This window comes from Neobacillus cucumis, from assembly GCF_023715505.1.
This window is the reverse complement of record NZ_JAMBOH010000013.1, coordinates 120,428-147,413: the sequence shown is the minus strand read 5'-3', so window position 1 is coordinate 147,413 and position 26,986 is coordinate 120,428. Positions and strand designations below refer to the sequence as shown.

General features: G+C 38.0%; 16 protein-coding genes and 1 rRNA gene. 8 read left to right on the top strand and 9 right to left on the bottom strand.

The features are described 5' to 3' along the window. Positions 1–43 precede the first annotated feature (43 nt). Positions 44–159: ribosomal RNA gene (rrf, locus tag M3226_RS18745) — 5S ribosomal RNA — on the top strand. 583 nt (positions 160–742) lie between these two features. Here the strand turns inward: rrf and M3226_RS18740 are convergent. The 4 genes from M3226_RS18740 to M3226_RS18725 all read right to left on the bottom strand — a co-directional run bounded on the left by M3226_RS18740 (position 743) and on the right by M3226_RS18725 (position 9,468). Continuing rightward, positions 743–3,094: a hypothetical protein gene (locus tag M3226_RS18740; RefSeq protein WP_251567999.1), complete on the bottom strand. Its 2,352-nt coding sequence runs from the start codon at positions 3,092–3,094 to the stop codon at positions 743–745. Between the two features lie 318 nt (positions 3,095–3,412). After that, on the bottom strand, positions 3,413–6,805 hold the full coding sequence (locus M3226_RS18735; RefSeq protein WP_251568009.1) for a tubulin-like doman-containing protein: 3,393 nt from the start codon (positions 6,803–6,805) through the stop codon (positions 3,413–3,415). A gap of 40 nt (positions 6,806–6,845) precedes the next feature. Continuing rightward, positions 6,846–8,627, bottom strand: coding sequence for a vWA domain-containing protein (locus tag M3226_RS18730; RefSeq protein WP_251567997.1), 1,782 nt, complete (start codon positions 8,625–8,627; stop codon positions 6,846–6,848). Between the two features lie 532 nt (positions 8,628–9,159). After that, positions 9,160–9,468 (bottom strand): DUF4359 domain-containing protein, encoded by a 309-nt coding sequence (locus tag M3226_RS18725; RefSeq protein WP_251567995.1) that lies wholly within the window; start codon positions 9,466–9,468, stop codon positions 9,160–9,162. A 330-nt stretch (positions 9,469–9,798) separates the two neighbouring features. Between M3226_RS18725 and M3226_RS18720 the strand changes: the two genes are divergently transcribed. Next, a complete protein-coding gene (locus M3226_RS18720) occupies positions 9,799–10,713 on the top strand; it encodes a CPBP family intramembrane glutamic endopeptidase (RefSeq protein WP_251567993.1) in 915 nt (304 codons plus the stop codon). 35 nt (positions 10,714–10,748) lie between these two features. On the opposite strand, the gene M3226_RS18715 is transcribed toward M3226_RS18720, so the two are convergent. Together M3226_RS18715 and M3226_RS18710 are read right to left on the bottom strand one after the other, a co-directional pair. Beyond that, the gene (locus tag M3226_RS18715; RefSeq protein WP_251567991.1) at positions 10,749–11,348 is read right to left on the bottom strand and encodes a hypothetical protein; all 600 of its coding nucleotides are present in this window, start codon (positions 11,346–11,348) and stop codon (positions 10,749–10,751) included. Positions 11,349–11,479: 131 nt separating this feature from the next. Then, entirely contained in the window at positions 11,480–11,872 is a 393-nt protein-coding gene (locus M3226_RS18710) for a GtrA family protein (RefSeq protein ID WP_251567989.1), read from the bottom strand. 130 nt (positions 11,873–12,002) lie between these two features. On the opposite strand from M3226_RS18710, the gene M3226_RS18705 reads away from it, so the two are divergent. From M3226_RS18705 to M3226_RS18685, 5 genes are all read left to right on the top strand, one after another. Next, on the top strand, positions 12,003–12,713 hold the full coding sequence (locus M3226_RS18705) for a peptidoglycan recognition protein family protein (RefSeq protein WP_251567986.1): 711 nt from the start codon (positions 12,003–12,005) through the stop codon (positions 12,711–12,713). Between the two features lie 253 nt (positions 12,714–12,966). Further along, the gene (locus tag M3226_RS18700; protein WP_251568007.1) at positions 12,967–15,588 is read left to right on the top strand and encodes an SH3 domain-containing protein; all 2,622 of its coding nucleotides are present in this window, start codon (positions 12,967–12,969) and stop codon (positions 15,586–15,588) included. A 776-nt stretch (positions 15,589–16,364) separates the two neighbouring features. Then, positions 16,365–16,715, top strand: a complete 351-nt coding sequence (locus M3226_RS18695; RefSeq protein ID WP_251567984.1) for a hypothetical protein — start codon at positions 16,365–16,367, stop codon at positions 16,713–16,715. A gap of 27 nt (positions 16,716–16,742) precedes the next feature. After that, positions 16,743–18,107 (top strand): O-antigen ligase family protein, encoded by a 1,365-nt coding sequence (locus M3226_RS18690; protein ID WP_251567982.1) that lies wholly within the window; start codon positions 16,743–16,745, stop codon positions 18,105–18,107. 6 nt (positions 18,108–18,113) lie between these two features. Further along, positions 18,114–19,073 carry a hypothetical protein gene (locus M3226_RS18685; protein WP_251567980.1) on the top strand — a complete coding sequence of 320 codons (960 nt, stop codon included), beginning with the start codon at positions 18,114–18,116 and terminating at the stop codon, positions 19,071–19,073. A gap of 38 nt (positions 19,074–19,111) precedes the next feature. On the opposite strand, the gene M3226_RS18680 is transcribed toward M3226_RS18685, so the two are convergent. The 3 genes from M3226_RS18680 to M3226_RS18670 are packed head-to-tail and all read right to left on the bottom strand — an operon-like array spanning position 19,112 to position 22,550. Beyond that, entirely contained in the window at positions 19,112–20,188 is a 1,077-nt protein-coding gene (locus M3226_RS18680; RefSeq protein WP_251567977.1) for a glycosyltransferase, read from the bottom strand. 10 nt (positions 20,189–20,198) lie between these two features. Next, positions 20,199–21,128 carry a glycosyltransferase family 2 protein gene (locus M3226_RS18675; RefSeq protein ID WP_251567976.1) on the bottom strand — a complete coding sequence of 310 codons (930 nt, stop codon included), beginning with the start codon at positions 21,126–21,128 and terminating at the stop codon, positions 20,199–20,201. A 6-nt stretch (positions 21,129–21,134) separates the two neighbouring features. Further along, positions 21,135–22,550 (bottom strand): flippase, encoded by a 1,416-nt coding sequence (locus M3226_RS18670; RefSeq protein ID WP_251567973.1) that lies wholly within the window; start codon positions 22,548–22,550, stop codon positions 21,135–21,137. 325 nt (positions 22,551–22,875) lie between these two features. On the opposite strand from M3226_RS18670, the gene M3226_RS18665 reads away from it, so the two are divergent. Further along, on the top strand, positions 22,876–26,955 hold the full coding sequence (locus M3226_RS18665) for a PA14 domain-containing protein (protein WP_251567970.1): 4,080 nt from the start codon (positions 22,876–22,878) through the stop codon (positions 26,953–26,955). Positions 26,956–26,986: the final 31 nt, after the last annotated feature.

The window sequence follows — 26,986 nt, the reverse complement described above, 5'->3', positions numbered from 1 at the left end:
AATATGAAAAAGACATTATAATAAAATAGTGTCGAATAAATAGTCTGGTAATAATGGCGAGAAGGTCACACCCGTTCCCATACCGAACACGGAAGTTAAGTTTCTCAGCGCCGATGGTAGTTGGGACCTTGTCCCTGTGAGAGTAGGACGTTGCCAGGCACGGAAAAGGACAGCTAAATGTAGCTGCCCTTTTTTGTCTTTTAAAAAGGTTTTAAAAGGGGTTAATTCCAGTCTTTTTTAGGAACCAAAACAGTGGATTGGCGGTGTCTTTCTCTACTTCCTCTAATTAAAAGTTTAAATTTACCATCATTAACCTTCCTCACACCACTTTTATCCTTCCATTGAATGGGCGTGAACAGCTGAACGGGATTCTTCAGAGAATAATCATCAACTATTCCAATACAGTTATTTTTTGTTGCCTTTGAAAGGAGTAATAATGGCGTTGATTACCCTATGTTATTAGATTTTCCTATTGACCATTATAACGAGAACACCATGTGTTCGTTTATAAAAGAGAATGCTAACCTTGTTGCAACAGATTTACTCTATAGAAAGTCTTTGAAAATCTATTTTATAACGCATCCAAAGTCGACGTTATAATCTCCTTAAAGAACGTTATATCCTCTAATTTCAAAGTATTTATACGAAGGTTAAGATAATCTTTTAATAAATACGCATAGTCTGGCTGAATACTGATGGTGGCAGGCTAAGGATTCAAAAGTAAGTCTCAGTCGATACGCCGCTAAACGGACGCTTCCGCTTTGGAGTGGAATTCATAACCATTATCAGTATATTTTTTGTAATATCGTTCACCGTTCCGATAAAACATAAGGTCTTTTAATGTGAATCCTCCCATGAGGGTAAGCTTCTCAATCCCGCTTGTTTTCTTTTCATGTACACAGCCGACCTTCCATTGCCGTGTGTCATGTTCTTTTTCTAAGGCAAACCGCATGAACTGACTGTAAAAGTCGCCAAAAAAATACTTTTCTTCATAACGGTTCACTTGAGTGTAGTTGAACACTTCAATGTGGATCGACGAACTTTCGTCCAATCGAAGATATAATTTTTTAAACAATTCCTCTTTAGAGAGAATCTCCCTGTTTTCATAATCGGTAATCACATTGGCTCTTTCTAGCATTTCATCTTCAAAGGTACGGTGGAATTCTTCCTGTGTTAATATCTCCCGATCGCAAACGACCAACAATCGCTCCAAAAGAACTTCAGGTTGATCGTCTTCCAGATAACCATAGAGGTTTTTAAAAAAACGTTCATTCAAAAAGAAATGGGGCCCTCGTTTTTCCTTTAACTTTGCTGTAATTTGCTGAATGACTCTTGAGTAATATTGGGCAATATTCTTGTCTAAATCATCATTGGAATCAAATAAACTGTCCGCCGCGGTCTTTTTCAGAAAGGTATCCACCTTGTTCATCAGCCGGATCTTTGGCTGCAATGAGCGATGCAGTCCCTTGAGCACCGTTCGGTATTGATTTAAAATCGCCAGTTTCACTTTAAGTCTTAACAGTTCGTATTTGGTCCCATATACTTCGTTGAAAAAGTATTCTACAAAACTGGTCAGGTTTTTCTTGGCTGAAAAGGGTAGATAGCTTTTCTTAAAATCACAATGATCCACGATTTGCTGATAAGTTTGTTCCAGATGTTCTTCAAGCTTTAACTTTTCCTGTTTTGTTTCTTGGAAAAGCTTGCTAATCGCATTTAATATATTTGACTCAGAGTGAACGTTGTCCGCCGTCCAACTATAAGCGCAATAGATTCCGTACTGTTCATGATTGATTACATTTTCATAAAAGCACCATTCAATTTGCTCTCTTAGGTCTAAAACCCCTAAAAATTCACGGACGGGTTCTTCGAAGTTCTGGTAAAAGAACGTTTCCGTAGCACCTTGGTAAAGAAACTCTTCTGTTTCGTTCAGTGACATTTTCCTCACGGCCCTATAGGAATTGCTAACCCTCATTAATCCAAGCATGTCATAAAGGCGGTCTGCTGGAGGAAGGAAGTGCTCATAATATTTTTGAAAAGAAGCCTCAGATAAATCGAAGAGCTGAAGGATTTTCTCTCTAGGTTGCTTGCTTTGTCTTTTTAGGGTTTCTAATAAATCTTGGAAAAGGTGACTCGCAGCGTTAAGAACAATCGCTTTATTGGGCCGTGTCACTTTTGCAAATCCGGCTGATGCATAAACAGGATCCCGTGCATTTCCCTTCATCGCGCGCTTAAAGGATTGGTGAGAATATCCATTCATTTTTTCATGATGCTCGGTCCATATTTTGCGATTCTTCAACAGGTTTAAATGACTGATTAATTCATAGTTTTGTTGAACGGCTTCATCCCCAATCAGACCGTTCTCATTTTTATCGCTTAATAAATAGACCATTTCAAAGAGCGGGGATGGGGGATGGCAGATGGGCAATCTTAAATGGTCCTCTGTCAGCTGAAGGTCCTTTTCGAAATAATAATCATTTTGTTGATAATTATCTAGCTCTTTTAGGAAGCTGATCCCAAGCGATGTGGTGAAGGCAAAGTTCTCACCGTCCTGTTTTTCCATTAACAGCCCGAATAAATCCACCTCCACGATTCGGAACGACTCCTGAAGGATGCTTTTAAGAAGAAGGGTGAATTCTTGGATCAGGATATTTGCCGGGTCATGAGCGGCAGTTACCACACAAAGGTTTACTTTCTGGAGCGAAGAAAAGGTCCTTCCATATTCGGCTAGCTTTGATGTAAGCTTCCGAAAGGTCTTATTGAGTTCAATCAGCATCGTTTCATCCTGGTAAAAAATCTCTACCAGTTCTTTCCGTTGGGATTGGCGATCGAAGCCATTATTCGCCAGCTGGAGTGAAAACAGATTATCGGCAAGGATGGTTTCTGTTTGATAGGCATGAAAGTATAAGACTCCGTTACTGTTATGCCATTTTTCCTTGTTCAACTTTTTGATCGCTAATAGGGCATCCTTAACGAGGTCGCCTAAAAATAAAAAAACAATCGGATAGTTGACACTGCGCTGCACATTTTCAGATTGGCTTATTTTTTCAAGTTGAATGGCGAAGGAATCAGCATATTTTTGTAATAGGTCTTGCACAAGTGTATCCCTCCTTGAAAAACATGAAATGAGGTGGGCCACATGCAACGAAATACGTGTGGCCTCTAAAATAAATTTGAGAATTGTCTAGCTCCAGGCGCGTTCGGCTCGAGGTCACAAGCATATCCAGTTGCGGCTCCTTGGGACTCGAAGCCTAAGCCACATGCAAAAAGCGCCTTCTTGCAGGGTGCGTCTTAGTCTAGAGTCCCAGGGCAGTCGCCTCCACATTTAGGCCAATCCGTCCAAAAGGTTAAAGAACAACCTTTCGGCCGGCTCGTCTTGTGCTTGTCGCCGAAGTCTAAGCGCCTTGCGCTTTTCTTATGATTTTAGCTGTCTAAGCATTTCCTGCACCTTGATCATCAGCTCTTTATAGAAGTTGTACACTTCCTCGCCATTAACCAAATCCTTGTATTCATAATCAAGGGCTTCCTTTTCTTGTTGAAAGGTGTTTGCCATTTGTTCTAAGGCGAAGATTAATTGTGCCGCGCTTTCTTGTAAGATTAGCTCATGGCTCTTCTGCTCCGATTTTTTTTCAAGCTGGGCCATTTGCTTTGGGGTTAATGCCTTCAATGCTTGAAAGATTTCATAGTCGACGAATTTTGTATTCTTCATTAGATTAACCAACGGCTCCCACGCGTCTTCCTCCAATCCATGATCGTATACGTAAAGTGCCCCTCGTTTTTTTATCGTATGGGTGTAAATGGCCTGAATATACAGGCTTTTAAGTCTCTCATTCTCTTTCTGTAAGGAAATGAATTGTTCAATTTCCGTCATCATTTCCTGTATAAATTGGTATTTTCGAACCTCTAGTTTCACTTTTTCAATCAACTTAGGGGAACGAATAAAGTTTTCCTTTGCCATTTCTAAGTTGGTGCTTCCGAAGATATCGCAGCTGCCTTCAGGATCCATGCCCCCAGCGGACCATTCTTGCAGCTTTCTTAGCACTTGATTTAAGTTTCCAAGACTGGCTTTATCAAGCTTTTTTAGGTCAATCTCATACTTCGCGAAAAATGCCCGTCTGTTTAACTCTTTTGTAAAATGGCACCGGTATTTGGCACTGGTATTCCGTTCGTCCTCTTTCACCGTGATACAGCCGAATTCCAGCGCTTGATCAAATAATGCTCGTACTCCTGCATTGTATTCTTTCACCCGAAGGTTTTGGTAGGTATCTCCCCAGGATTTTTCCGGGATAGGTGAGGGGAGGTAGAGCCAGTTTTCCTTCTCTGTCTGCACCAGGTGCCGGCCGACTCCCTCTTTTTCTAAGATCGTCTTTTCATAGGATGCCTCGTAAATTTTTAATGGCGAGTAGGCAAAGAGGGGAATTCCGTTTTTTGTATTTAACCAGAAAATCCGATTTCTCAGCTCGCTTTCTTTAATGGTGAAGCGGGAATGGCTTAACGAGTGCTTTTCAAAATTTTTAATCCCGTTATAAATCTTTGGAGCTTTTACTGGTACGCTCACAAACCCCCATTGCGGGAAGTGGAGCTGGCCGTTGCCATTGGCAAGATGGAACACTGGCAGGGCGTCGCGGTCCAAGCGGGAAGCGATCTTTTCTTCAATAATTTTATCAATCGGCTTATCCTCGCCATACTTTAGACGCAGGAAGTCTTCCATCGATTTCGTGATCAAATCACCGAACTGATCGGTGAGAAACTCGGATACGGTGCCAACCACATCAACATCTTGTTCTTTGATCCAATAGGCTGATTTTTCAAGGAGCATTTCCGACCATTTCTGTAGCAGCAATTCGCCATCTTTCGAATCAAACATCCGCTGAATCTCTGGGGAGGTATCAGGAATACTGACCAAATGCCAATAATAGGTGAGGGGGGTATCCTGATGGAGCTCCTCTTTTTCTATTAAAATACCGGCATTTTTTTCAAAGATATTTTTCAAGGTCAGTAGGATTTCTTGATAAACTTCATATATTTTGTTGTTCTGGTTGTAAAGAAGCTGGTACAGTTCCTCATAAAATTCAATCATTTCTTCGAGTCTTGCCTTTTCTGCCCGAGCAGAGAATTCGTTTAATTTTGCCTCGATATAGGCATTCTTTTTGCGGTCTTTAGAGATAAATGCACTCCTGGCCTCCTCGAGCTTGTTATAAGCGTAATCTTGTTCCGATTGAATCGCACGCGGCAGGTGTTCCAATCGGTCGCGCAATCGCTCGGTATATATCTTTAAGGTTTTTAACAGACAGGAACTGTCATTGGAGTAGATTAGCCTAGATGCATAGATGGGACCCTTTTCTGGACTAAGGAAGATCCGCTCCATTTGGCGGCGGAACTCCTCGAGGCTCTCGCCTGGGTGCTGCTTTTTGCATTTTCGGTATTGTTCTTTCGCCTTTACTAAATATTCTCTCTCTAGCTCTTCATCAAGATTAATCACGGCTGATTTAATGACGTTGTTATAGGAAAAACGTTCACTGTGCTCGTACCCTGAGAGGGGCTCAGGTACACGCTCATTGAACTGCTGATGAATGGAGTCAGGGTCAATACGCAGTTTCTCCGCAAACCTCTCGACATCCGTTTGGTCCGGTTGGGCCTCAAACATTTTCTTCATTTTTTCAAATAGTTTATAGCCGATATATGTGGTCATTTCTTCAACAGGAATTTCGGCCATCGAGGCACCGATAATATTGTATTGGTAGTTGGCGGCATAGGGTTTTGGCATTTGGGCGATATTGGTACGGATATTGCTGATATAGTCATGGATGGCAAATTCCTCGCTGGATTTCTTATCCTCATTGGCCATGAAGTTGGTAATATTTTCAGCGGTGACATTCATGCAGTAATCATAAGCATTTTCAAGCCATTTCCCTTCCAGATTCGTTCCTGAGATGAAATGGCAAAGATTAAACGGCGGCATCGGGGAGTTGACGTCTAAGATGCTGCCATATTTCATGTTGAAACGTTCATTTCGTTCATCGCAATTCATCCAGTAGTCCAGTTCCTTTAGGGCTGCATAGCCATTTTTCTCGATATACTCAACCGTATGGGAGCTTAGACCGCGTTTGGACAGATTCACATCGGGCATGAACAGATACCCAAGCATGCTGACTTTATCGATACCGGTCGGGCCAAATTTCCGCTCCATGATCCCGCGCGTGATGTAGGCAATATCAAGAAAACATCCACTGCCGGTGCCTCCGGAAACACCGGTCAAAATGAAAACATATAGCCGTTTATTTGTTCCTTCAAGGACCGACTCGATTTTTCGTTCCATCGTTTGTACCACTTGGTTGATTTTTGTAAATAGCAACAGCCGTCCGGCCTGGCGGACACCGGAGGCCCCGCTGATCCCATCTGTGATGGATAATTCCGGTGACAGCCACTCCTTGATGCACGGCTCGAGTGTGCTGCGGTTTTGGAGCAGGCCGCCGATCTCAGGGTTAGAGAGGAGGACGAACTCCTTATTTGGATCAAGACCAATCCCTTTGTATGTTTTGTAGCGGTCGTATTCATTGGTTTCAAAGGCCAGGAACTCAATATTGTTGGGTTTTTCCTTTTTCTTCTTGGATAAAGGATCCTGTGGCAGCTTAAAGCGGCGGTTCACCTGGTATTTTAGTCTGAGCAAGGCATCAATCCCTGTTCCGCCAAGACCGATGACAAGCATGGGATTCTCGATCGTATCGACACGGATCTTCTCCGAAATAATCCCACCGCCTAAAGAAACATCCAACTGCTGAATATGCTCTCTTAAACTAGCTTTCATCATTATTCCTCCCTCGGTGTTAGAAACGGTGCCTGTCACCTTATGAAATATACTCAATGTAGATAGATTTATTGACTTTCTTTGGTGTGATACGCAGGCGGTCGTTGCGTTTGATCGTAAGGCCTTTTTGGGCATTGATTGCCCGGCCGTTTTTTTCTATGGTGCAATTAGAGTGATTGATAAGTAACAAAGAGTCATTTGCGAGTGGTTTGAATATGAGCTTCTCGGTGTCCGCAAACTCCGGTGCCAGGGATAAAAGTTGATGGAGACGGAATTTTCCCTTAAAGGCTTTCAACTTTTTATATTGCGGGCTGATCCGTTCACCCGTTTCTTCATCCTTGACTTCAATGACGATCTGTCCGCTGAACCTGCGGTTTCTGCTCTTTAATTTGGACCAAAGCAGGGAAGCGATCGCAGCGAGTAAGAGAATACCCGCGGCAGCTCCGCCGATCGAAAGCCAAGGGAAGGATTTGCCGCCATCATTCAACACCTTGCTCGGTTTCTCGTTTACAGGGGCAGCGGGTGCTGTTTTCAACGTAATTTTCTGTGGAATCGTCTGGCGGAAAAAGCTGCTATCTTCTGCTTTCACCATCACTTCATAGGCAGATGCGTTGCCAAGCTTAAACGTACCAGAAAATCCACTATTGCCAGAGTCTAATGAAAACTCCTCTGTTTTTCCCTTATCAAGATCCCTGACAAACAGTGTACCTTTCATCGAGTGATAAAAAGATTTATCCTTAAGGGCCGTGCCGTTGTCCTCAAAGAATGCACGTACTTGAACGGTGTCACCAGCTTTGTAGCTCTCCTTGGAAAGAGCCGCCAATTTCAACTGTAAATCATAGTTAAAAATAAGATTGATATCGATTTTTTCATGTGGGACACCCTTTACCCTCAATGTCCAATCCCCCTGAACGGGCTTCAGCAGCTTGACCATCGAATAGGTTCTTGATTTCGTTAGCACGACCTGATCAGATGGAATCTCCACCACTTTTCTGGAAGGGTTAATCAGTTGAATCTCAACAGGCTGATTAGACATAAGGGAGATATTAGCTTCCCGAACGTTTTCATTTGGCACGGTAATCTTGATATCCTGATACGCACCATTACCAATTAGTTGTGAAACTGGGATAATCTTTAACTTAAAATGTCGAGCAAAGATTTCACTCAGGATCTTAGGGAGTTGTTCCGCTGAAGTGGCCTCGAAAAATTTTCCATTTGTGCGGTTCGCCACATTCGTTAGCACTTCCTTATTGAGCTTCCCATCTGCGTTTAATCCAATCGTATAAATGGGGTAGCCATTTGCTTTTGCCTGACTGACCGCTAATTGGAGATCTTGATCCGCCTGAGAAATCGTTTTAGACTTTCGCGGATTCAGTTCGTTATTTCCGTCCGCCAAGAGGACAATCAATGGGGTAAAATCCTTTTCATGGCTGGATTCTAGCATCTTTACAGCCTCAGAAACCCCAGTGGATAAGTCTGTGTAGGTGTATTTCTCAAGTGAATCGATGAACGACTTCAATTCTTTTTTATCTTGTTCCGAGCCGATTTTTACGAGCGCCTTTTCTCGCATCACCTCGTCCGAGTAGGCAACGACCCCGATTTTATTTCCTTCGAGCGATGACATATCGATAAACATCTTCATCGCTTCCTTACTGATATTATTCGGATCGCTGTCTTTCATGGAATTACTGACGTCCACAACAAGCATTCCTTCCATTCCTGAGGTGGAATGTAACGGACTTGCCGCGCGTACATTAAGATAACTAATGCTGCAGAAAATAACCGCCAGTATGATGAAACCACTAATTGTCTTTCTTAACATGTGCTGCCACCTCCATTAGCAGTATCTATCTCTAAAAATGGAATAACCTCCAAGCCCATCCCAATTGTTGTCATTATATTCCCAAGCTGTACTCCCTAGAATGATAAAGTTGGTCGTTTAGAAAGTTGTCTCATAGAGAATTGCCCAGGCTTCTTATTGGTGAAAAAGGGGAGGAATGGATGTTTGGGCTGATTTTTACCAGTATTCTAGTTTTCATTCGGATTTTTAAACTCATAAATTACGAATATCACTACCAATAAAAAACGGCTTCGGAAGGATTTGTGGAAAATTCCAGCTTTTTATCCTCGATTTCCCTTCCTTTATTGAAGAGTTCCTTCCGGATTTGCCAAAAGAACGGTTAAAAGGGCTTTGCATTATCATCCATGTAAACCCCGACCTGGACTGGGGCAGTCTTAAAGTGAGCACCATCGAACTGATTGGGAGGAAGTATCAATATGACCCGGACTGTAAGAGGTTCTTTAGCCATGCATAAAAAAAGGCCGTTTGGGCTCGCCCCATTCGGTCCTAAGATTTATTTTTCTTTTTCAAGACTAGAAAGCGGAATAAACTCATTAAATATCCCAAGCGTGGTCATCTTCCCCATTCCGACATCTGAAAAATCCGTCTTGTAGATGGAAAAAACAACATAATCGGATTTTGTCGTCCTAGCATCAAAGATAGACTTTCCTGCAATTGAGAGGATACCCCTTTTTAGCATGTTCGATGACTGATCCATTGTTTTGTGATTCACCCAGTCAATATATTCCGACCGCCCTGGATTTGTTGCAGACAATACATAGATGATAACGACCAATAAAATCAAAGAAATAAAACGCCTCATTTCATAACCTCCCATCTCCAGTAATGGACATACAATACAGCTTGTACATTCTTATGTACCGCAAACCAAAAAAATCACCAAGTACCAATAATATTGGAAATAACATAGTAATGATATTTGTCTGCTGATATGTTAAATTATTACTATTATTATCTATTAATAAATTCGGTAAACATGTGGCTAAAAACAATCATTATTTAAGGAGATAACATGGAGAAGAGAACCTGGAAGTGGCTCTTAGGCTGTTTGCTATTCCTGCTATTATTAAATGGATTCGGAATATTGGCAGTAACGATTTTAAAATAAGCAATAAGGCAGGGAATGACGCGGATGACAACAAACCTAACCAAACCGATTTCAATCAAGTTACTCTTTACCATGCTGGTTGTAACCATAGGGGCTGAAGTGCTTCTTTATTTAACCCGGTACAGCTATTTGGCGGGCACTTTTTATGATGCAATGATGGTATCTTCCTTTTTTGTCGGCCTAAAACTGCACCAGCGGATTAGCAGTTCAGAACGTTTTCGATTAACAAAACGGCAGCAAGTCTTAAAGTTTACCGGGGCCTTCTTAGTCTTCTTTCTCGGAAGTACGATCATTAACATCTATTCATCCAACATCTTCAATGATTTCAACACGGATTATGATCAATACGTGCAAGATTATACCGACATGCAGATGGATGTGGAACAGCCGCCAGCAGCGGCAGACCATCAGACAAAGGCCGAACCCGTTTCCACCTTTTTTGAAAAAGTAGATGCCATTGGCGCTGATTTATATACGGATGCCCTCGCAGGATTAGAGGAAGTTTGGCGTCTGGCCTATATTATTCTCCTGTTGGTTGTATGTAAAAAGCTCTTTCCGAACCGATGGGCAAGCGGGAAAAGAGATCTATTTTTGATGGTAGCTTTATTTCTCACATCTATCCTATTTGGGATTGACCACACATTAGATTCCGTTGAACCGTGGGGAGTGAAGATTGGTGCTATCGTTACCTTTGCGAATATGGGCTTATTATTTGGATTAATCTTATTGTGGACGCGGAGCCTTTGGGTGACGGTCCTCGTTCATTCCCTTTACGATATTACCGCAACGCTTTCGTGGTACTATCTTGATTCTGCTGTCGAACTAATGGCCTTGGCCGTTTTAATTATTCATGTTTTTCTCCTCACATTAGAAAAATTAAACCGAAAACGCGCGCTGCAGCAGCTGGGGACTGCCGAAGAGGCACAGGCGGCTGAATAGCAAAAGAGGTTCTGCTTTTAATAGCAGGACCTCTTTTAATATGTATAGATTTTCGAGTGCACCCAATACCGAACCGACCCATCCTCAAGTGTCTCGTATGTAAAGTTATCGCGCTCAAGCGCTGCTCGCAAACTATCAAATGCCAGCTCTTTCCTGACTTGAAGTTCAATCATTTTCTGGTTGATTGTGGCTGAATCTATATTCTTAGAGGCAACGAGATCAATCAGCACCTCTTGCTGCTGCTCCATAACATGCAGCAAATCAAGTTTATGGTCATGAAGGCGCGATGTTGAATTAAGCTCTGAGAGTTTTATCCATAATTGAATTTGCTTCATTTTTGCTTCCTGGTAGTCAACCGGATGCTCATAAAGTGTTTCATTGAGCAGTTTTTCACTTTGCCGATATACATGCTGCTCTTTCACTAAATAGGCGACCGTTTCGGATTCATTAGGGTCAGATAGATACATAACAACCAATAACAAGATTAACAGGATTCCGACAAAAGAAAGCATCCATTTTTTCAATGAAGAAGGTTGTGGAGTGTGGAATTCCTGTTGGGCCTTGTGGTGGAATTTTCCCGCCGCTTGCAATTCTTCTAGCTCTTGTTTCACTTTTTGTTGGGCAGGAGTCAGCATCTTCCAAGTCCCCCATTATAATAGAATAGATTAAAATAAAAACTAATACTATCCTACTATAAATAGTTACGAAAAATCCATTTATTATCCAAATTATTATTTAAAAATACCTATATTCTATTTAAAAATGTTTAGTTCACTTGTTTCTGGTTGTTCATTTTAGATTCAAAGGTCCATTTTTTATTTAAAATAAAATTGATTCCCATTCCTAGCGCAGTTGCCACTAATTGTGAAAGATACTGATTGAATCCCCATTTATGAACAAATAAGAAAAGGCATAGGGTATTGAAACTGAGCACCACTAAATTGACAATCACAAATTTAGCAAAAACAGAAAGATGGTTTTCCTTATTTTTAAACACCCACTTCTTATTCCAATAATAGCTATTTACTAACCCAATTAGATAAGAAATGATATTGGCGAGAAGGTAGTGCATGCCTAATTTTACAAACAAAATATAACAGCCGATTGAAATCAACGTATTCACGACCCCGACAAGGCCGAACTTCAGTAACTTTTCCATACTAGCCCTTCAATCCTTTTCATATGATTACCTCCATACTAATGATTTGTGAAAAGAAATGCAAAAACTAGCAATAGCCTGTCCAAATCATAGGGTTTTGCATAAATATAGATGAAAGGAGTGGATATGTATGAACATTATTCAACGATTTATTCCTGCTTCAAATAAAGCCGCGAGGCCGGGCATCAAAATGGTCCCTAACTACATCACGATTCATGAAACAGATAATCCAAACCCAGGTGCAGATGCCGAAGCACATGCAAGACTGCAGGAACGGGGAAATGACCGTTCGGCCTCCTGGCATCTTCAAATTGATGACCATGAAGCCATCCAATCCATCCCATTTCATGAGGTCGCATGGGCGGCCGGAGATGGAAGAAGTGGGACAGGCAATACCTCATCCATCCATATTGAAATTTGTGTAAACAGTGATGGCGATTTTAAAAAGGCCGTAGCCAATGCTGCAGAAGTGACGAACCAGTCGATCAAGACCTATCATATTCCCATTGCAAATGTTGTCCAGCACAACCATTGGAGCGGGAAAAATTGCCCTAGATACCTTCGGAACGGTGAAAAGGGGATGGACTGGTCTGACTTTATACAGTTGGTAGGTAGTGGCATTAATCACAAACATAAACAAAAAAGTGTGCCTTTTCCTGGTCATTTAGTACTAAGAGGATCTACAGGGAAAGATGTCGAGCTCATTCAGAGGGCGGTACATATAATTGTTGATGGCATTTTTGGTCCAAAGACAGAAGCAGCGGTGCGAGCCTATCAAAAACTTCATGGATTAATAGTGGATGGGATTGTAGGTCCAAAAACATGGGGAATGATGTTTTAATAATGATATTCGAATCAGCCATTAAACCCTATTGGCTATTTTAATTTATCTAAAGTTACTATATTAACAGGTAATTAAGTTTATATTAATATATTAATAGGCAAATATACCTATTTTCTTCTTTTTGCAACAAATTATGACATAAATCTATTTAAAAAACATTCGTACTACGAGATAATATACTAAATTTCGAAATATTTTCCATTATTTCATATAAATTAATTAAAAAAAGGGAGTGGATTATTTGAGAAAAATGGGGAAAGTGATGGTCCTATCGACCGGTTTGTTACTAGGGAGCGGTGCGATAATTCCCTATGCATCTAATAGTTTGGGTCACGTTTATGCCGATAGTATTATAAAAACTACTTACCAAACAACAACGAATTTAAATTTACGTTCAGGAGCAGGGGCAAACTATAAAACTATTACAACGATTCCTAAAGGGAAAATTCTTACTTCGTCAGAGAAAAAAGGATCTTGGTACAAAGTTACATATACATACACGGTTAATAAAAAAAATGTTAGCACAACGGGTTGGGTAACTGGGAGTTATTTAAAGGAATACTATATTTATAGCAATACAAGTGGAACTTATTATTTTACCAATAAAACGGTGAGTTTATATCCTACACCTGATAAAAAGAATAAAGCCATATCCACTCTTGCCACAGGAAACGGTTTATTATCTACTCAAAAGATTGTAAACAGCATTGGACAAACTTGGTATCGAGTTACCTATAATGGCAAGTCCTTGTATGCAATAAGTAGTGATGTTTCGGCAGCCACTGTTAAATCCTTTGCTAAAACCAATTATCAGCTAATAAGGAATTCTTATTTGTATTCTTCATATGGAAATGCTTATTCGAAATTGAAGGGAATTCCAAAAGATACGATGATCTCCTCAGTAAAGACAATTGGAAATTGGTATGAAGTAACTTATCAAGGTAAAACAGGATATGTTCCAGGATCTGATCTTAAAACAGCTCAGCAAAGTACTGGAAATACAGTTGTAACAACGAATCAAGTTAAAACTTCCTACCAAACAACAACAAATCTTAATTTGCGTTCAGGTGCAGGTGCAAGCTATAAAACGATCATTACCATCCCAAATGGGAAAATTCTTACTTCCTCAGAGAAAATAGGTTCCTGGTACAAGGTTTCATATACATACACTAACAATGGAAAAAATGTCACCGTAACAGGTTGGTTAAGCGGAGAATATTTAAAGGAATACTATATTTATAGTAACACAAGTGGAACTTATTATTTTACAAATAAAAATGTGAGTTTATACCCCACTCCTGATAGAAAGAATAAAGCTGTTACTACTCTTGCCACAGGAAACGGCTTGTTGTCAACTCAAAAAGTAGTGAATAGCATTGGAGAAACTTGGTATCAAGTATCCTATAATGGAAAGTCTTTATATGTGATAAATAGTGATGTTTTAGCTGGTGCAGTTAAATCCTTTACTAAATCCAATTATCAGTTAATAGACAATTCTTATTTGTATGAATCATTTGGAGATACTTATGCGAAATTGATAGCTCTTCCTAAAGATACACTGATCTCCTCAGCAAAGACAATTGGAAATTGGTATGAAGTAACCTATCAAGGTAAAACCGGTTATGTACAAGGAAGCGTTCTAAAATCTGCTCCGCAAAGCAGCGGAAACCCAGTGGTATCAACAGAAAAAACATATTTAGTTACAGATGATTTAAATTTAAGGCAATCAGGTGATCCATCATCCTCTATTCTTACTGTCATTCCAAACGGAACCACTGTCACAGCTGGGGAGATTACGAGTGATGGGTGGTATAAAGTAACATATAACGGTAAAACGGGATATGTCTTTGGGACTTACTTAAAAGAATATGTGAAAACAGATGATTATAAATTTATTGATTTACGAACCACTTCTCCTGTAACAGCTAGTCAAATTAATACTTACATCGCTGCAAATGTAAATGGCCGGCCAAGTGTTTTACTGAATAAAGGTCAAGCCTTTATTGATGCAGGGAAAAATTTTGGTGTAAATGCCCTATACCTGGCAGCACACGCTATTCATGAAAGTGGTTTTGGAACTTCCAACATTTCCTTAGGGAAAATGAACTTATTTGGTTATGGGGCTTTTGATTCTACTCCTTTTGTAGGAGCTTATCGTTTTGCAACCATTGATGACTGTATAAACTATATTGCTCAAAAAATTAAATCGGATTATCTAAATCCGAAAGGTATGCATTTTGAGGGAGCTTTCCTTGGTTATCGGACCAATGCATCAAATGGTACAAGAGATGAAAGCAAAAGTATCGGAATGAATTATTGGTATGCATCCGACCCAAATTGGGCGAATGCTGTTGCACAGCACATGCAAAAGATGTTGCCTTATGACAAAAATTATTATGCAAATGCAGCCATTAACACCACTATTCCTGGTATTCCTGGAATTCCAGTAGGAAGCGACATATTTCCTAATAATATTCAAGCGGTGGCAAAAGTAGATTTATTCGCTAATACTATTAAAGCAGGATCAACTTTTATTATTCTTGAAAAAACAAATGATTATAAATTAAAGGTGCAATTGAATGGTGTTGCCTATTGGACAAGCAGTATAGACTTTTCTAAATACCAAAACTATTTTACTGTTCTCAATCTCGGTAGAGTGACGAATGCCGACTCGGTTAATGTTCGTTCGGCACCTTTAATAGCTGCAAACAATCTTATTGGAAGTGTACCATTAAATAATTATATCCAGTTAATTCTGGACGATGATAAAAAACCAATCATAGACACGTCGCAAAAGTGGTTTAAGATAAAACTGTCGAATGGAGAAGACGGATGGGTAAGTTCGCAATATGTAGTCCAAGAGCTTCGGTAATTAGAATATAGTTTAGGGACAAACTTTCATTTACAAGTAATTCATATTTTTTTAAAAAAACATGTGTACCAACTTCGGTACTCATGTTTTTTTATTTAAAGATAAGAAAGTATAAATGTTTTTGACTTCGAAAATTGTCCAGCTCCAGCGCCTAGCCCCTCGAGGTCACAAGCTTATCCAGTTGCGGCTCCTTGGGACTGAAGTCATAAGCCACCCCCCTGAAGAAGGCAAAGAACGCCTTCTTACAGGGTGCGTCTTATGCATTCGTCCCAGAACAGTCGCCTCCACATTTAAATCAATCCGTCCAAAAGGTTAAAGAGCAACCTTTCGGCCGGCTCGTCTTGTGCTTGGCTACAGAAAGCTATCGCTTTCTGTACGCATTAAGGGCGACTAGTCTTTGACCCTGCTTTCGCTGGCCAGTCGACAAGTCGCCCTATATCGGGGCTAACCAAGGCGCTTGCGCTTTTCTAAAAGACACCTCAATTATTAGGTTCTAATATTGGTCATTTATTCAAAAGCTGTTAGTATTAGAGGTAAAATAATGTAGACTTGATTTAGATATACTAAAATTATAAAGATTAGGATTCTGTAAGTACTAAAAAAAGAATTCACCTTGCAGCTAACATATTGTAAAATAAAATGGTGTGTTAAAAATAGAGAGAGAAAAACGGGCATGACCTATACAAAATATTATTTGTCAATAATGTAATACATAATTAAGGGCGTAAAAGGAAAAAGTTTTCGATCGCTTTATCATTCTAAAAGGAGTATAAATAATGAAAAAATGGTTTCTAGTTCTTATTATAGTGTTTATTTTAGTCCTAACTGCATGTGGAAGGGAACCACTTAAATTTAGAAATTTAACGGAAGCAGACCAATACATAAGAAATAATATTAAAGAGTTAAACTGGCAAGAATTTAAACTGATCACAAGTAAGGACAATAAAGTAACAGAAAGTGAGTTCAATTATTTAAAAAAAATCTTAACAAAAAAATACTCATCATCAAGTATGATTATGAATGACAAATTTTACAGATTTCAAGCCGACCAGTCCTTGATGTATATGACTTCCTGGAAAAAAGAGAATGGGAAGTATTACTTGTCGGATATTTCCTACATTAGATAATCTAGCGATTTACGAAGGAGATTAAAGATGAAGAACCTTTTAGCACCTATTGAACCTTTAATTAGATTGTGTACAATAATTTTTTTTGGTTTTTACCTGGCTCTAATTCAATTTACTACCTCTTATCCATATATTCACTTATTACCAATACCGACTCCAGCCTTGCTAACGTTAGTCATGAGTTTTTTGTTTTTTCTATTCTGGTATGTGGCGAAGCAGTATAAAGCTGAAAAATATAAGACCGATGATATTGTAAAGTTTTTTGTTCTATTATTTGCATTATCTATTTTATTGTCACTTTTATCAGCTATTTACACTAGTACGGTTATTAAAAGTATTGAATATCAATCTTACCTAAAAAGATCTTTAATTACTCGAATACTATACTATGTCACTTTTCTAGTGATGGTTTTTTTCGGTTACAAAAGTCTAGTCATCTTAAAGATGAAAAAAAGTTTAAAAATTATAAAGGTTTATCCTATTTCTGTACTTCTATTAATCATTATTGGTCTTTGGCAGCTATTATATTTTCTATACGGAGTCCCATTTCTTGATATTGAAACTCGATCTTATGTCCATAGTGTAAGTAAGCTTACTTTCTTTAATTTCCGGCTTACCTCCTTTGCGGATGAGCCAAGTTATCTGGGACCCATTATAATTGATATGTTAATTATTGGATTTATAGCCTTTAAGCGGAAGTGGATATATATACTTGTGCTTGCTATACCTGGATTAATTCTTCAATTATTTTCTTTTTCAGTGAGTGGGTATTTTAACATTGCATTACTTGCAGCTTTTTTATTTGTTTACTTAATTTTTCATCCTAAATTCCCTAAAAAATATTTGTTTATATTAATTGGAATTATCGTAGGGGTCATTTTAGTTGCTTTACTCCTAAAACCAGAAATTTTTATTAAGTTTTTTAGTCCTATTTTGGGTAGAGTAAACAATTTATTTAACGTTCAAAGTTCAAGCCGAATTTATATGTATGTCATGCCTCTATATTGGTTGTTCGATCATTCCATTTTTTCTGCATTATTTGGTTATGGACCAGGGTCCTTTGAATTTCTTTCAAGTACTAAAATTCTCCCTAATACAGGTAGTGTCAGTACTTCATCTAATAACATGTATATTGATCTCTTTTTTGAAAATGGGGTTATTGGTGTTACCCTAATATTGATTGGACTTGCAGGACTTTTCTTTAAGCTTCTAAAGTATGGAAGAGAAAATATTTATTATTTTATCGCTCTAATGGAATATGTCCATCTGTTAATAACTTCTTCATATAGGGCTGATTTCGTTACACCTCGCTTTTGGGGAGTACTTCTAATAATTTTTGTTCTGATGAGATGTGGTGAAGAAATTAAAAGGAAAAATAGCTTGGTGGAGTGAGATAAATTGACAAATCGAAAAGTGGTTCTTAGTTTTTTTTGTGTGATGTTTTTACTTTCAGCTTGTAGCTTGAAATTAAAAACCAATGAAGTTAAAAAAGAGAAATACCATTCCGTAGGAAACGAAATGAAGCTTTTTGGGTTTGGTATTGGTGAGAATATGAGGAATATTGATGAGATCTTAGGGAACCCGAGTGAATCTAAAGAGAATTTGGATGTTTTTGCAGATAAAAAATTAGTTGTTCATTATGCGTATAATATTTCGCAATATATAGAAACAACTAATCCGGATTATAAAGTACTCGGAAAAATTAAAGTAGGAATGTTTAAAGACCAACTGTTGGAACAATTCTATGACTTGGATTTATTTGAGTATAAAAAGAAGGATCCTGGTAATTCGGTCATATTTTTTAATAGGGATAATCAAAAAGTAGTCTTGAATATGGGAGAAAATCAAATTACTAAAATAACCGTAGCGAATAATACGGTTTCCTTAGATGAATTAATTAACGGAAAGTCAGTCTTAGATGAAGAATCTAAGTCCGATGAGGAAATTTTAAAGAGCTCCGAGTTTCTTACCTTTAATCTTGATTTAGACGTTAATAATAACAAGGCATTGTCAAATAAATTTTATGATTACCTTAAATTAGGACTGATCGAAGGTGTTCCTATTCCCATTGAGACGAGTAAGAATGATTTAACAAGAAGATTTGGAGAACCAAACTATGTTTTTGAGGGTAAAAATGATATTAAAGCATTTTTTTATTATAAACAATATAGCCTTTATTTGGGGATAGATGAGACAGAAAAGGTTAGAGTAATAAAAATGCCTGTTTACTTACCGATTGATACGTTTAAAAAGGCACATGATTTGAAAAATCTAGAACCAACTGAATTTGGAGATTTTAAAATCCAATACACCATTAAGGATGGGAATTTAACTGAGATAATGATGATAAAAAAATAATCTATAAATAAAAAAAGAGGGGAATTTCCCTCTTTTTTTTACATTAAACTGTTTATTAGCAGATCGTACTTCTTGGTCGCTTTCTCACTTGTGAAATCAAGGGCTCGATCACGAAGTCGAGTGACATCGGTTTCTGCTTGCAAAAGCGAGTGCTCGATCGCTTCCGCAAGTTGTCCTGCATCACCCACAGGAGTTAGTTTTCCATATTCTCCGTTACATAATATCTCATCCGGTCCACTAGGGCAATCAGTTGAAACAATTGGTGTCTTACAATAGAGCGATTCAATTAATACAGTTGGCAAACCCTCGGTCAACGAAGATAGAACAAAGAGATCTGCCGCTTTTAGATAACCAATAGGGTTCTTTTTAAAACCAGGGAGTGCTACATCCTCGTTAAGATTTAATTCGTTTATTGTTTCTTGGAGTTTATCCCTTTCAGGGCCTTCACCAACAATCATTAATTTAACTGGATGGTGCTCTCGGACCTTGTGAAATGCTTTTATAAGGGTAGTATAATCCTTTTCAGGAGATAGCCTGCCAATAGAGAGAATTAATTTATAACCATCGGGTTTCACATAAGCATTTGTTTGCTGATAGGTTTGAATGAACTCTTCACTAATAACAGGATTATGAATAACAGTAATCTTATCAGCAGAAATATTAGTAATTTCGCTAATATTTTTGCCCACTCCGTTTGAAACAGCCACGATTGCATCTGCTTTAGTGTATGTTACTTTCATTAAAAATGGCAGTAGACCTCTACGTTTAAAGAACATCCCGTGACCTGAAACAATAATCTTTGTTTTTGTGCGTGAGAGTAATTTAGCAATTAATACATTAGTATTAATATAATGTTTAGCAGAAATGAAAAAATCCGGTCTGTTTTGTTTAAAGTACGTAACTAATTTAAAAATACTCTCGGAGGATCGGTTTATCTTTAGTTCATGAATGGTAAATTCTTTTTCAACCTCTGAAAGGAAAGCCCCTTGTTTCTTAAAAACAACAAATTCAACATCATACCCCATACTTCTTAAGCCATAAGCAAGGTTAATAGTCACCTTTTCTACCCCGCCTTCCTCAAATGAAGGAAGAAGGAAAGCCAATTTACTTTTCACTGATATCACCTTATTTCAGTATCTTTCTCAGTACTCTATTTTTGAAAATTTTTGGCAGTCTTCTGCCGAAAATTAGGAAAATACTCGGTGATTTCGCTAATTGAAATACACCCTTTGCAATGTTTCCTTCTTTAATTGGCTGCATAAATTGATAATATTTAATAGCTTCTTGAATATTTTTCTTTCTATTTTCCAGCGCTTCCTTTACCCGGGGATCTTTTGTATAGAAAGGTTCTAATAATAGTTCTTTAGTAGTAGATAACGTTTGGTTTAGAAGCTTCATATTATTTGTTACAAGAGAGCCTTCTCTTGCACGATAAAAATAATATGCCTCGGGTAATAAAAATGCATTTGCTCCGTTCATAAGACAGTTTAGAAACAATAAGTAGTCTTCGCCATATCTTAACCCTTCCTCAAAAAGAATGTGATTCTTTTTAAGAAATGACCTTTTAATTAATGGTTTCAAGCCTAAATTTTTATTGATAAAATCTGCGGCTGAAAACCGAGTAGGCTCTGTAATATGAACATTACCATTTTGAAAGATAGTTCCCCATGGTGTTACACTATTATCATCAATTAAATATTGATTGTCACAGATCATTTCTGCGTTCAATTGAATTGCAGCCTTAGTCATCATGCTAAGTCTTTCATGATGCCACCAGTCATCACTATCTAAAAAAGCAATAAAGTCTCCCGTTGCAGCTTTAATTCCCTTATTTCTAGTATAAGAAGGGCCGCTGTTTTTTTGATTTTCAAGTAACTTAATCCGAGCATCTTTTTTTGAAAAAGCTTTAACCATTTCTACCGTTTTATCACTTGAGACATCATCTATTACAATTACTTCGATATTTTCAAATGTCTGGTTTAGAACTGATTCCAAACATTTCGTTATATAGTTCTCTACATTATATGTAGGTATGATAACAGATACTTTCAACATAACCCCTCATTTTTTTACTAATTTGGAAATGACTTTATCGAATAAAAACTTTTTGATTTCTGAATCAATTAATAAAATGAATACAATAAATATTATATCCAATCCAATGCTTCCGATTAATGGATGTATAAATGATCGAGTCAACCAATACAGCAGGCAGACAATGAAGAATGAAGCCAAAACTTTTGCCCCGCCATTCCACAACAATCTAAGGCTGTTCTTTTGAAAAAGTGAGAAACATGTAAATAAAATTCCTTCGATTAAAACAGCGGCTAGTGCTCCCCCAGTACTCCCTAATTTTGAACTTAGAGTATAATATAAAACTATGCCTAAAATCAAAGCGAATAACTGAATGATCGTTCTAGTTTTTTGCTTACCTTTTGTGGTTAGGGAATCCGCCATTGGGTAGTTAAAGGATTGTAAAACAACCATTAAAGCAAGTATTGATAAGGGAGTTGCTGATTGTTCCCATTTAGCCCCGAAAAGAAAGTGAATCCACCATTTACTAAAGAATAAAAACGGTATTGCCATCGATATCCCTAAAAAGGACATTATTTTTAATTGTCGTGTATTTAATTCTAAGTGTTTGTCAAATTCTTGGTTATTGCCAAGCCTAAAAAGAACAGGATAAAAGGCGGCAGCCACAACACCTGGTATTTGATATAGCAGGGACGGTATCCGGTAGGCTGCTGAGAAAAAGCCAGCTTCTTTTAGTCCAGAAGCTTTCTCAATAACAATGGGGCCGATTTGAGGTAAAAGCATAATTGTAAGACCGCTTATAGTAAAGCTAAACAGCCCGTCTAAAATCGATTTGTTCCACCCTTTAAAGATATTTACATATTTTATTACAATAAAAATGGAAAATAACCCTGCCAAAACATTGGCTAAACCATAAACAGGGGCAATAAAAAGTAAAGGCCACTTAAATATCATACCAGCTATTAAGGCAATGGCTGTAGTCAATCCTGCAATTGTTCTTATGATTGCAGTTATGTGCATTTTTTCAATTAATTGATAATAAACAGCTCCCACACCTTGAAGTGCCGCTCCCATTATAGTAGGAATAAGGACTATATATAATACCTCTTTCAGGTAATCATCGTGGTAAAGAAACTCTATTATTAAAATAGAAAATAAAATAGTTACTAGCGAAAGAATAATACGAACTCTAAAAAAGCTGCTCATCAAAATAGGGATAGAAGAATGTTCCTTTGTTCCTTCCCTGATAAGAGTATGAGTAAGCCCTAAATCGGTAAAATATGCAGCAACAGATGCATATGCTAAAGCAATACTTAAAACCCCATAATCCTCCGCACCCAAGTAACGGGCAATTAATATAGTAGAGGCAGCTGTTAAGAACCGTACCAGAACATTTCCTAAAAACAGGTAAAAAGCATTGCCGATGATGCTGTTTTTTTTCAAAATCTATACACCTTCTTTATTCGATAAAATTTAAATCATTAAAAGAATACATCAAACACAAATCAAGGTAAACATTTATATGGTTTCCTTTCATGATAATAAATAATACATATACGGATTTTGATAATGAGAGATATAGAAAATTACTAATAAATACTTTATGTTCTAAAAATTATCTGTCTTTTTCTCGAACTATCAGCCTATTTCCAATAAAATATTGTAAGAAATTGTTAGATTTTGTCGGTAATTATGATAATATTACCTTGGTAACATTTTGAAAAATGATAGTTAAATAATTTTATAGGAAAGGAGTTTTTTTATAATATTGAGGTCTTTAAAACTTAATACAATTATCGCCACAGGAATTACTGCTTGTTCATTGCTATATTTCTCACCATGTGTTAAAGCAGCTGGGTTTGATTATACTCAAAAAACAAACACCGTTCATTATAATTGGGGTTACGGCAGTCCAGCAAATAATGTCCCTAAAGATAATTTTAGAGGATTATTTGATCAATCAGGTACTTATAGTGCTGGTGACTATTTTATCCAAACACTTGCTAGTGATGGAGTAAGAGTCATTACAGATGGAAATTATAAAATTAATCGCTGGGCTTCAACATCTGGTACAGTTGATCGTTCACTATGGCTAAATGTTAGTGAGGGTGCGCATTCTGTAAAAACAGAATACTATGAAGGCGGGGGACAAGCAGCCTTATATTCTGATATTGTTCCCTTTGATCATTGGCTAGCCTACTATTATCCCAATAACAACTTGCAAGGAATTCCAACGGCGGCAAAGGTTATTGCACCATCTGGGAAATTAAAACGATTAACTCAAAATCTTGGTTTAAGCAGCCCTGTCTCAGGCATACCAAAAGATAATTTTTCTGCAAAATATTCAACCGCAAAAAGGTTGCCTGCGGGGCAATATATATTTCGCAGCCGGTCAGATGATGGAATTAGAGTTTATTTAGACGGAAAACTTGTCTTGGATCATTGGAAACCCAGTGATGCTAAAACCGAAGATGCGGTAAAGCTTGATATTAATGATAGAGTAAATGCCGCTCCGGGGGAAAAGGACGTCCATTGGATTGACGTAGACTATTATGACGGATCAGGCGGCAGTCAGCTTGATTTTTTTGTGGAGCCATATCATACTTACGAAAATACTTGGGTAGGTGAAATTTACCCAAACCTTAATTTTAATGGGTCTCCTATTATTTTGGGAGGTACCAACTCTGCGAAGCAATTTTCGAGTTTGAATTTTGATTGGGGTTCCCATTCTCCTCATCCGTTAATTCCAAATGATCGTTATACCGCTAGGTTTACAAAGTCTGATTTCTTTCATAAAGGCTATTATACATTTCAAACGTATAGTGATGATGGTTTTAGAATTTTTGTGGATGACAAACTGGTACTCAATTCTTGGGGCCCGGGATCAGCAGTTCTTAAAGAGGGGAAAGTCCTTCTTTCAGAGGGTATTCATAAAGTAAAAGTTGAGTATTATGAAAATACTGGTCTTGCTAAATTAAAGCTCAATTATTTTCAAACCCCGAATTCTGTATTAAATGTGAAAACAAATACAGTTCACTATAATTGGGGATACGGAAACCCGGCAAATATTTCAAAAGATTACTTTTCTGCGACTTTTGATCAATCAAGGGATTATCAAGCAGGGGATTACTTTTTACAAACCATAGCTGATGATGGTGTGAAAGTTGAAATCGATAATAATTCGAAAATAAACAGATGGACACCTTCCAATGGATCTATTAACCAAGCATTATGGTTAAACGTAAATCAAGGGCCACATACCGTAAAGACCCACTATTATGAAGGGACCGGTCAAGCTTTTGTTTATTCAGATATCGTCCCTTTGGATCATTGGCTAGCTTATTATTATCCTAATAATAATTTACAAGGAAATCCAACTGCAGCCAAAATAATTTCACCAGTTGGTTCATTGAAGAAATTGACTGAGAATATTGGCATCAATAGTCCTGCATCCGGAATACCGAAAGACAACTTCTCGGCGAAATATACAACGGCCAAACGCTTAACTGCAGGTCAATATATTTTGCGCAGTCGATCTGACGATGGGATGAGAATCTATGTGGACGGTAAGCTTGTCATAGATAAATGGAAGGCGAATGATGGTAAGACGGAAGAGGCTATTAAACTTGAGGTTAAAGATCGAGAAAATGTTCCTGCTAGCGAAAAGGAAATCCATTGGATTCAGGTCGATTATTATGATGCCACAGGCGCAAGTTTAGTAGATTTTTTTATTGAACCATATAATACTTCATACGATGAAAATGGCTGGCTTGCTGAGATCTATCCAAATTTGGATTTCACAGGTAATCCGATTATATTAGGCGGTAAAAATTCTGCTAAGCCTATTCCTGAATTACGGTTTGATTGGGGAAATGGCACTCCACAGCAATCGATTCCTGCAGACATGTTCGCAGCCAAATTCAAAAAACAACTAGACATCCCCGTACCTGGAAAATACCTTTTTAAATTAAAGGCAGATGATGGTGTCAGATTGCTAGTTGACGGGGTTCCTATAATAGATTCATGGATTAATAGTTCAGGAAACATTCGTTATGGACTTGTAAATCTAACCAGCGGTCTGCATCAGATTGAAGTTCAATATTACGAAAATAGTGGTACTGCATATGCAGAATTGAATTATGAGCAAGTGGACAATAACCTTTTCCTTAACGCCTCCCCTCAAGTTCATTACAATTGGGGAACTGGAAGTCCATCTGAAGACATTCCTGTTGATAACTTTAAGATGCTTTTTGATCAATCCGCTAATTTTAGTGCCGGGAATTATTTTATTCAGACGCTGGCGGATGATGGCATAAAAGTTAACGTCGATGGACAAACCCTTATTGACCGTATGTCTGCTTCTGATGGTCAAACAGATAGAGCATTATGGCTAAACGCTTCTACTGGATACCATAATATCGAAACAAATTATTATGAGGACGCTGGAAAAGCATCTATTTTCTCAAATATTGTGCCGTTTAATTCATGGGTAGCTTATTACTATAATAATACTTCCTTAGATGGACCACCTATTGATTCAAAAGTAATACCATCTGTAAATGGCCAATTTAGTGAAAATAATGCTACTGGAAGCCCGATTCCGGGAAAAGTAAATTCCGATCAATTCAGTGCCAAATATTCAACTTCTTCTCGGATTAATGCCGGGGATTACATCATCCGAACAAATGCTGACGATGGTGTAAAGGTTTACGTTGATGGTGAGCTAGTATTAAACCGCTGGACGAAAGGTTCGGTAGACGAAGATGCTGTTCTAGTAAATATTAAAAACCGCAGTAATGTTCCAGCCGGTCAGGAAAATATTCATTGGATTGATATTGAGTATTATGAAAATACGGGAGATAGCAGTATTAGTTTTGCTTTGGAACCGTTTAGTTCCGATTACTATACTGATCAATGGGTCGGATTTATTTATCCAAACAAATCATTAACCGGAAATGCTGTTGTAATTGGCGGAAAGAACTCTACTACAAAAATCAATGATTTGAATTTTGATTGGAAAGATCAATCCCCAAGCCCCATGATTCCTAGTGATGAATTTTCAGCACGTTTTAAGAAAAAAGCATATTATAAAGCTGGTAATTATGTTTTAAATGCTTTCTTTGATGATGGGGCAAAAATATGGGTTGATGGAAAGCTGGTCGTAGATGCCTGGTATGGTGCGGAAGCTAATGGGACAGCAAAATCAGCAAGTTTTTCACTGACTGAAGGATATCATGAAATAATTGTTGAGTATTTTGAAAATGTCTCTAACGCACGCTTTAACTTAACACTTGACCAAGATACAGGATTTAGAGTGGCGGCGCGTCCTGCTCCATATGGACCGGATTTTTATCAGGTCAAAAGCGGAACACTTTATCATTATTTGGGTGAACCGGGGAGTGTAACTGCTACAATCTACGTTGGTCCTTCGCCAGCCTTCTTAAAAGAAGGGAATGTGTACGTAAAAGATCCTGCTGATAAGTTTTACTTGCGGACTGCAACTTCTGATAATTATGTTGGAACCTTTATTCCACCGTATAAATCGTTAGACCTAAGGTTTGCATCATATGTAACAGCAGGTACAATTGATAGCTATATCAAGTCCGTAGTTCCGGATAGTCCTTTAATTGGTTATGGGCAGTCTTTTATTAATGCACAAAATAAATATGGTGTAAACGCACTATATATGGCAGCACATTCACTTGTTGAAAGTAATTGGGGCCGTTCGAGACTAGCCACTGAAAGCATAATCTTTTTGGATTTGGGGCATATGATAGTTCACCATTTGATTCAGCTTACTATTTCCCATCCTTTAGCGAATCTATTGATTATGTCGCATGGTATGTAAGGGAAAACTACCTGAATAGCGATGGTAAATG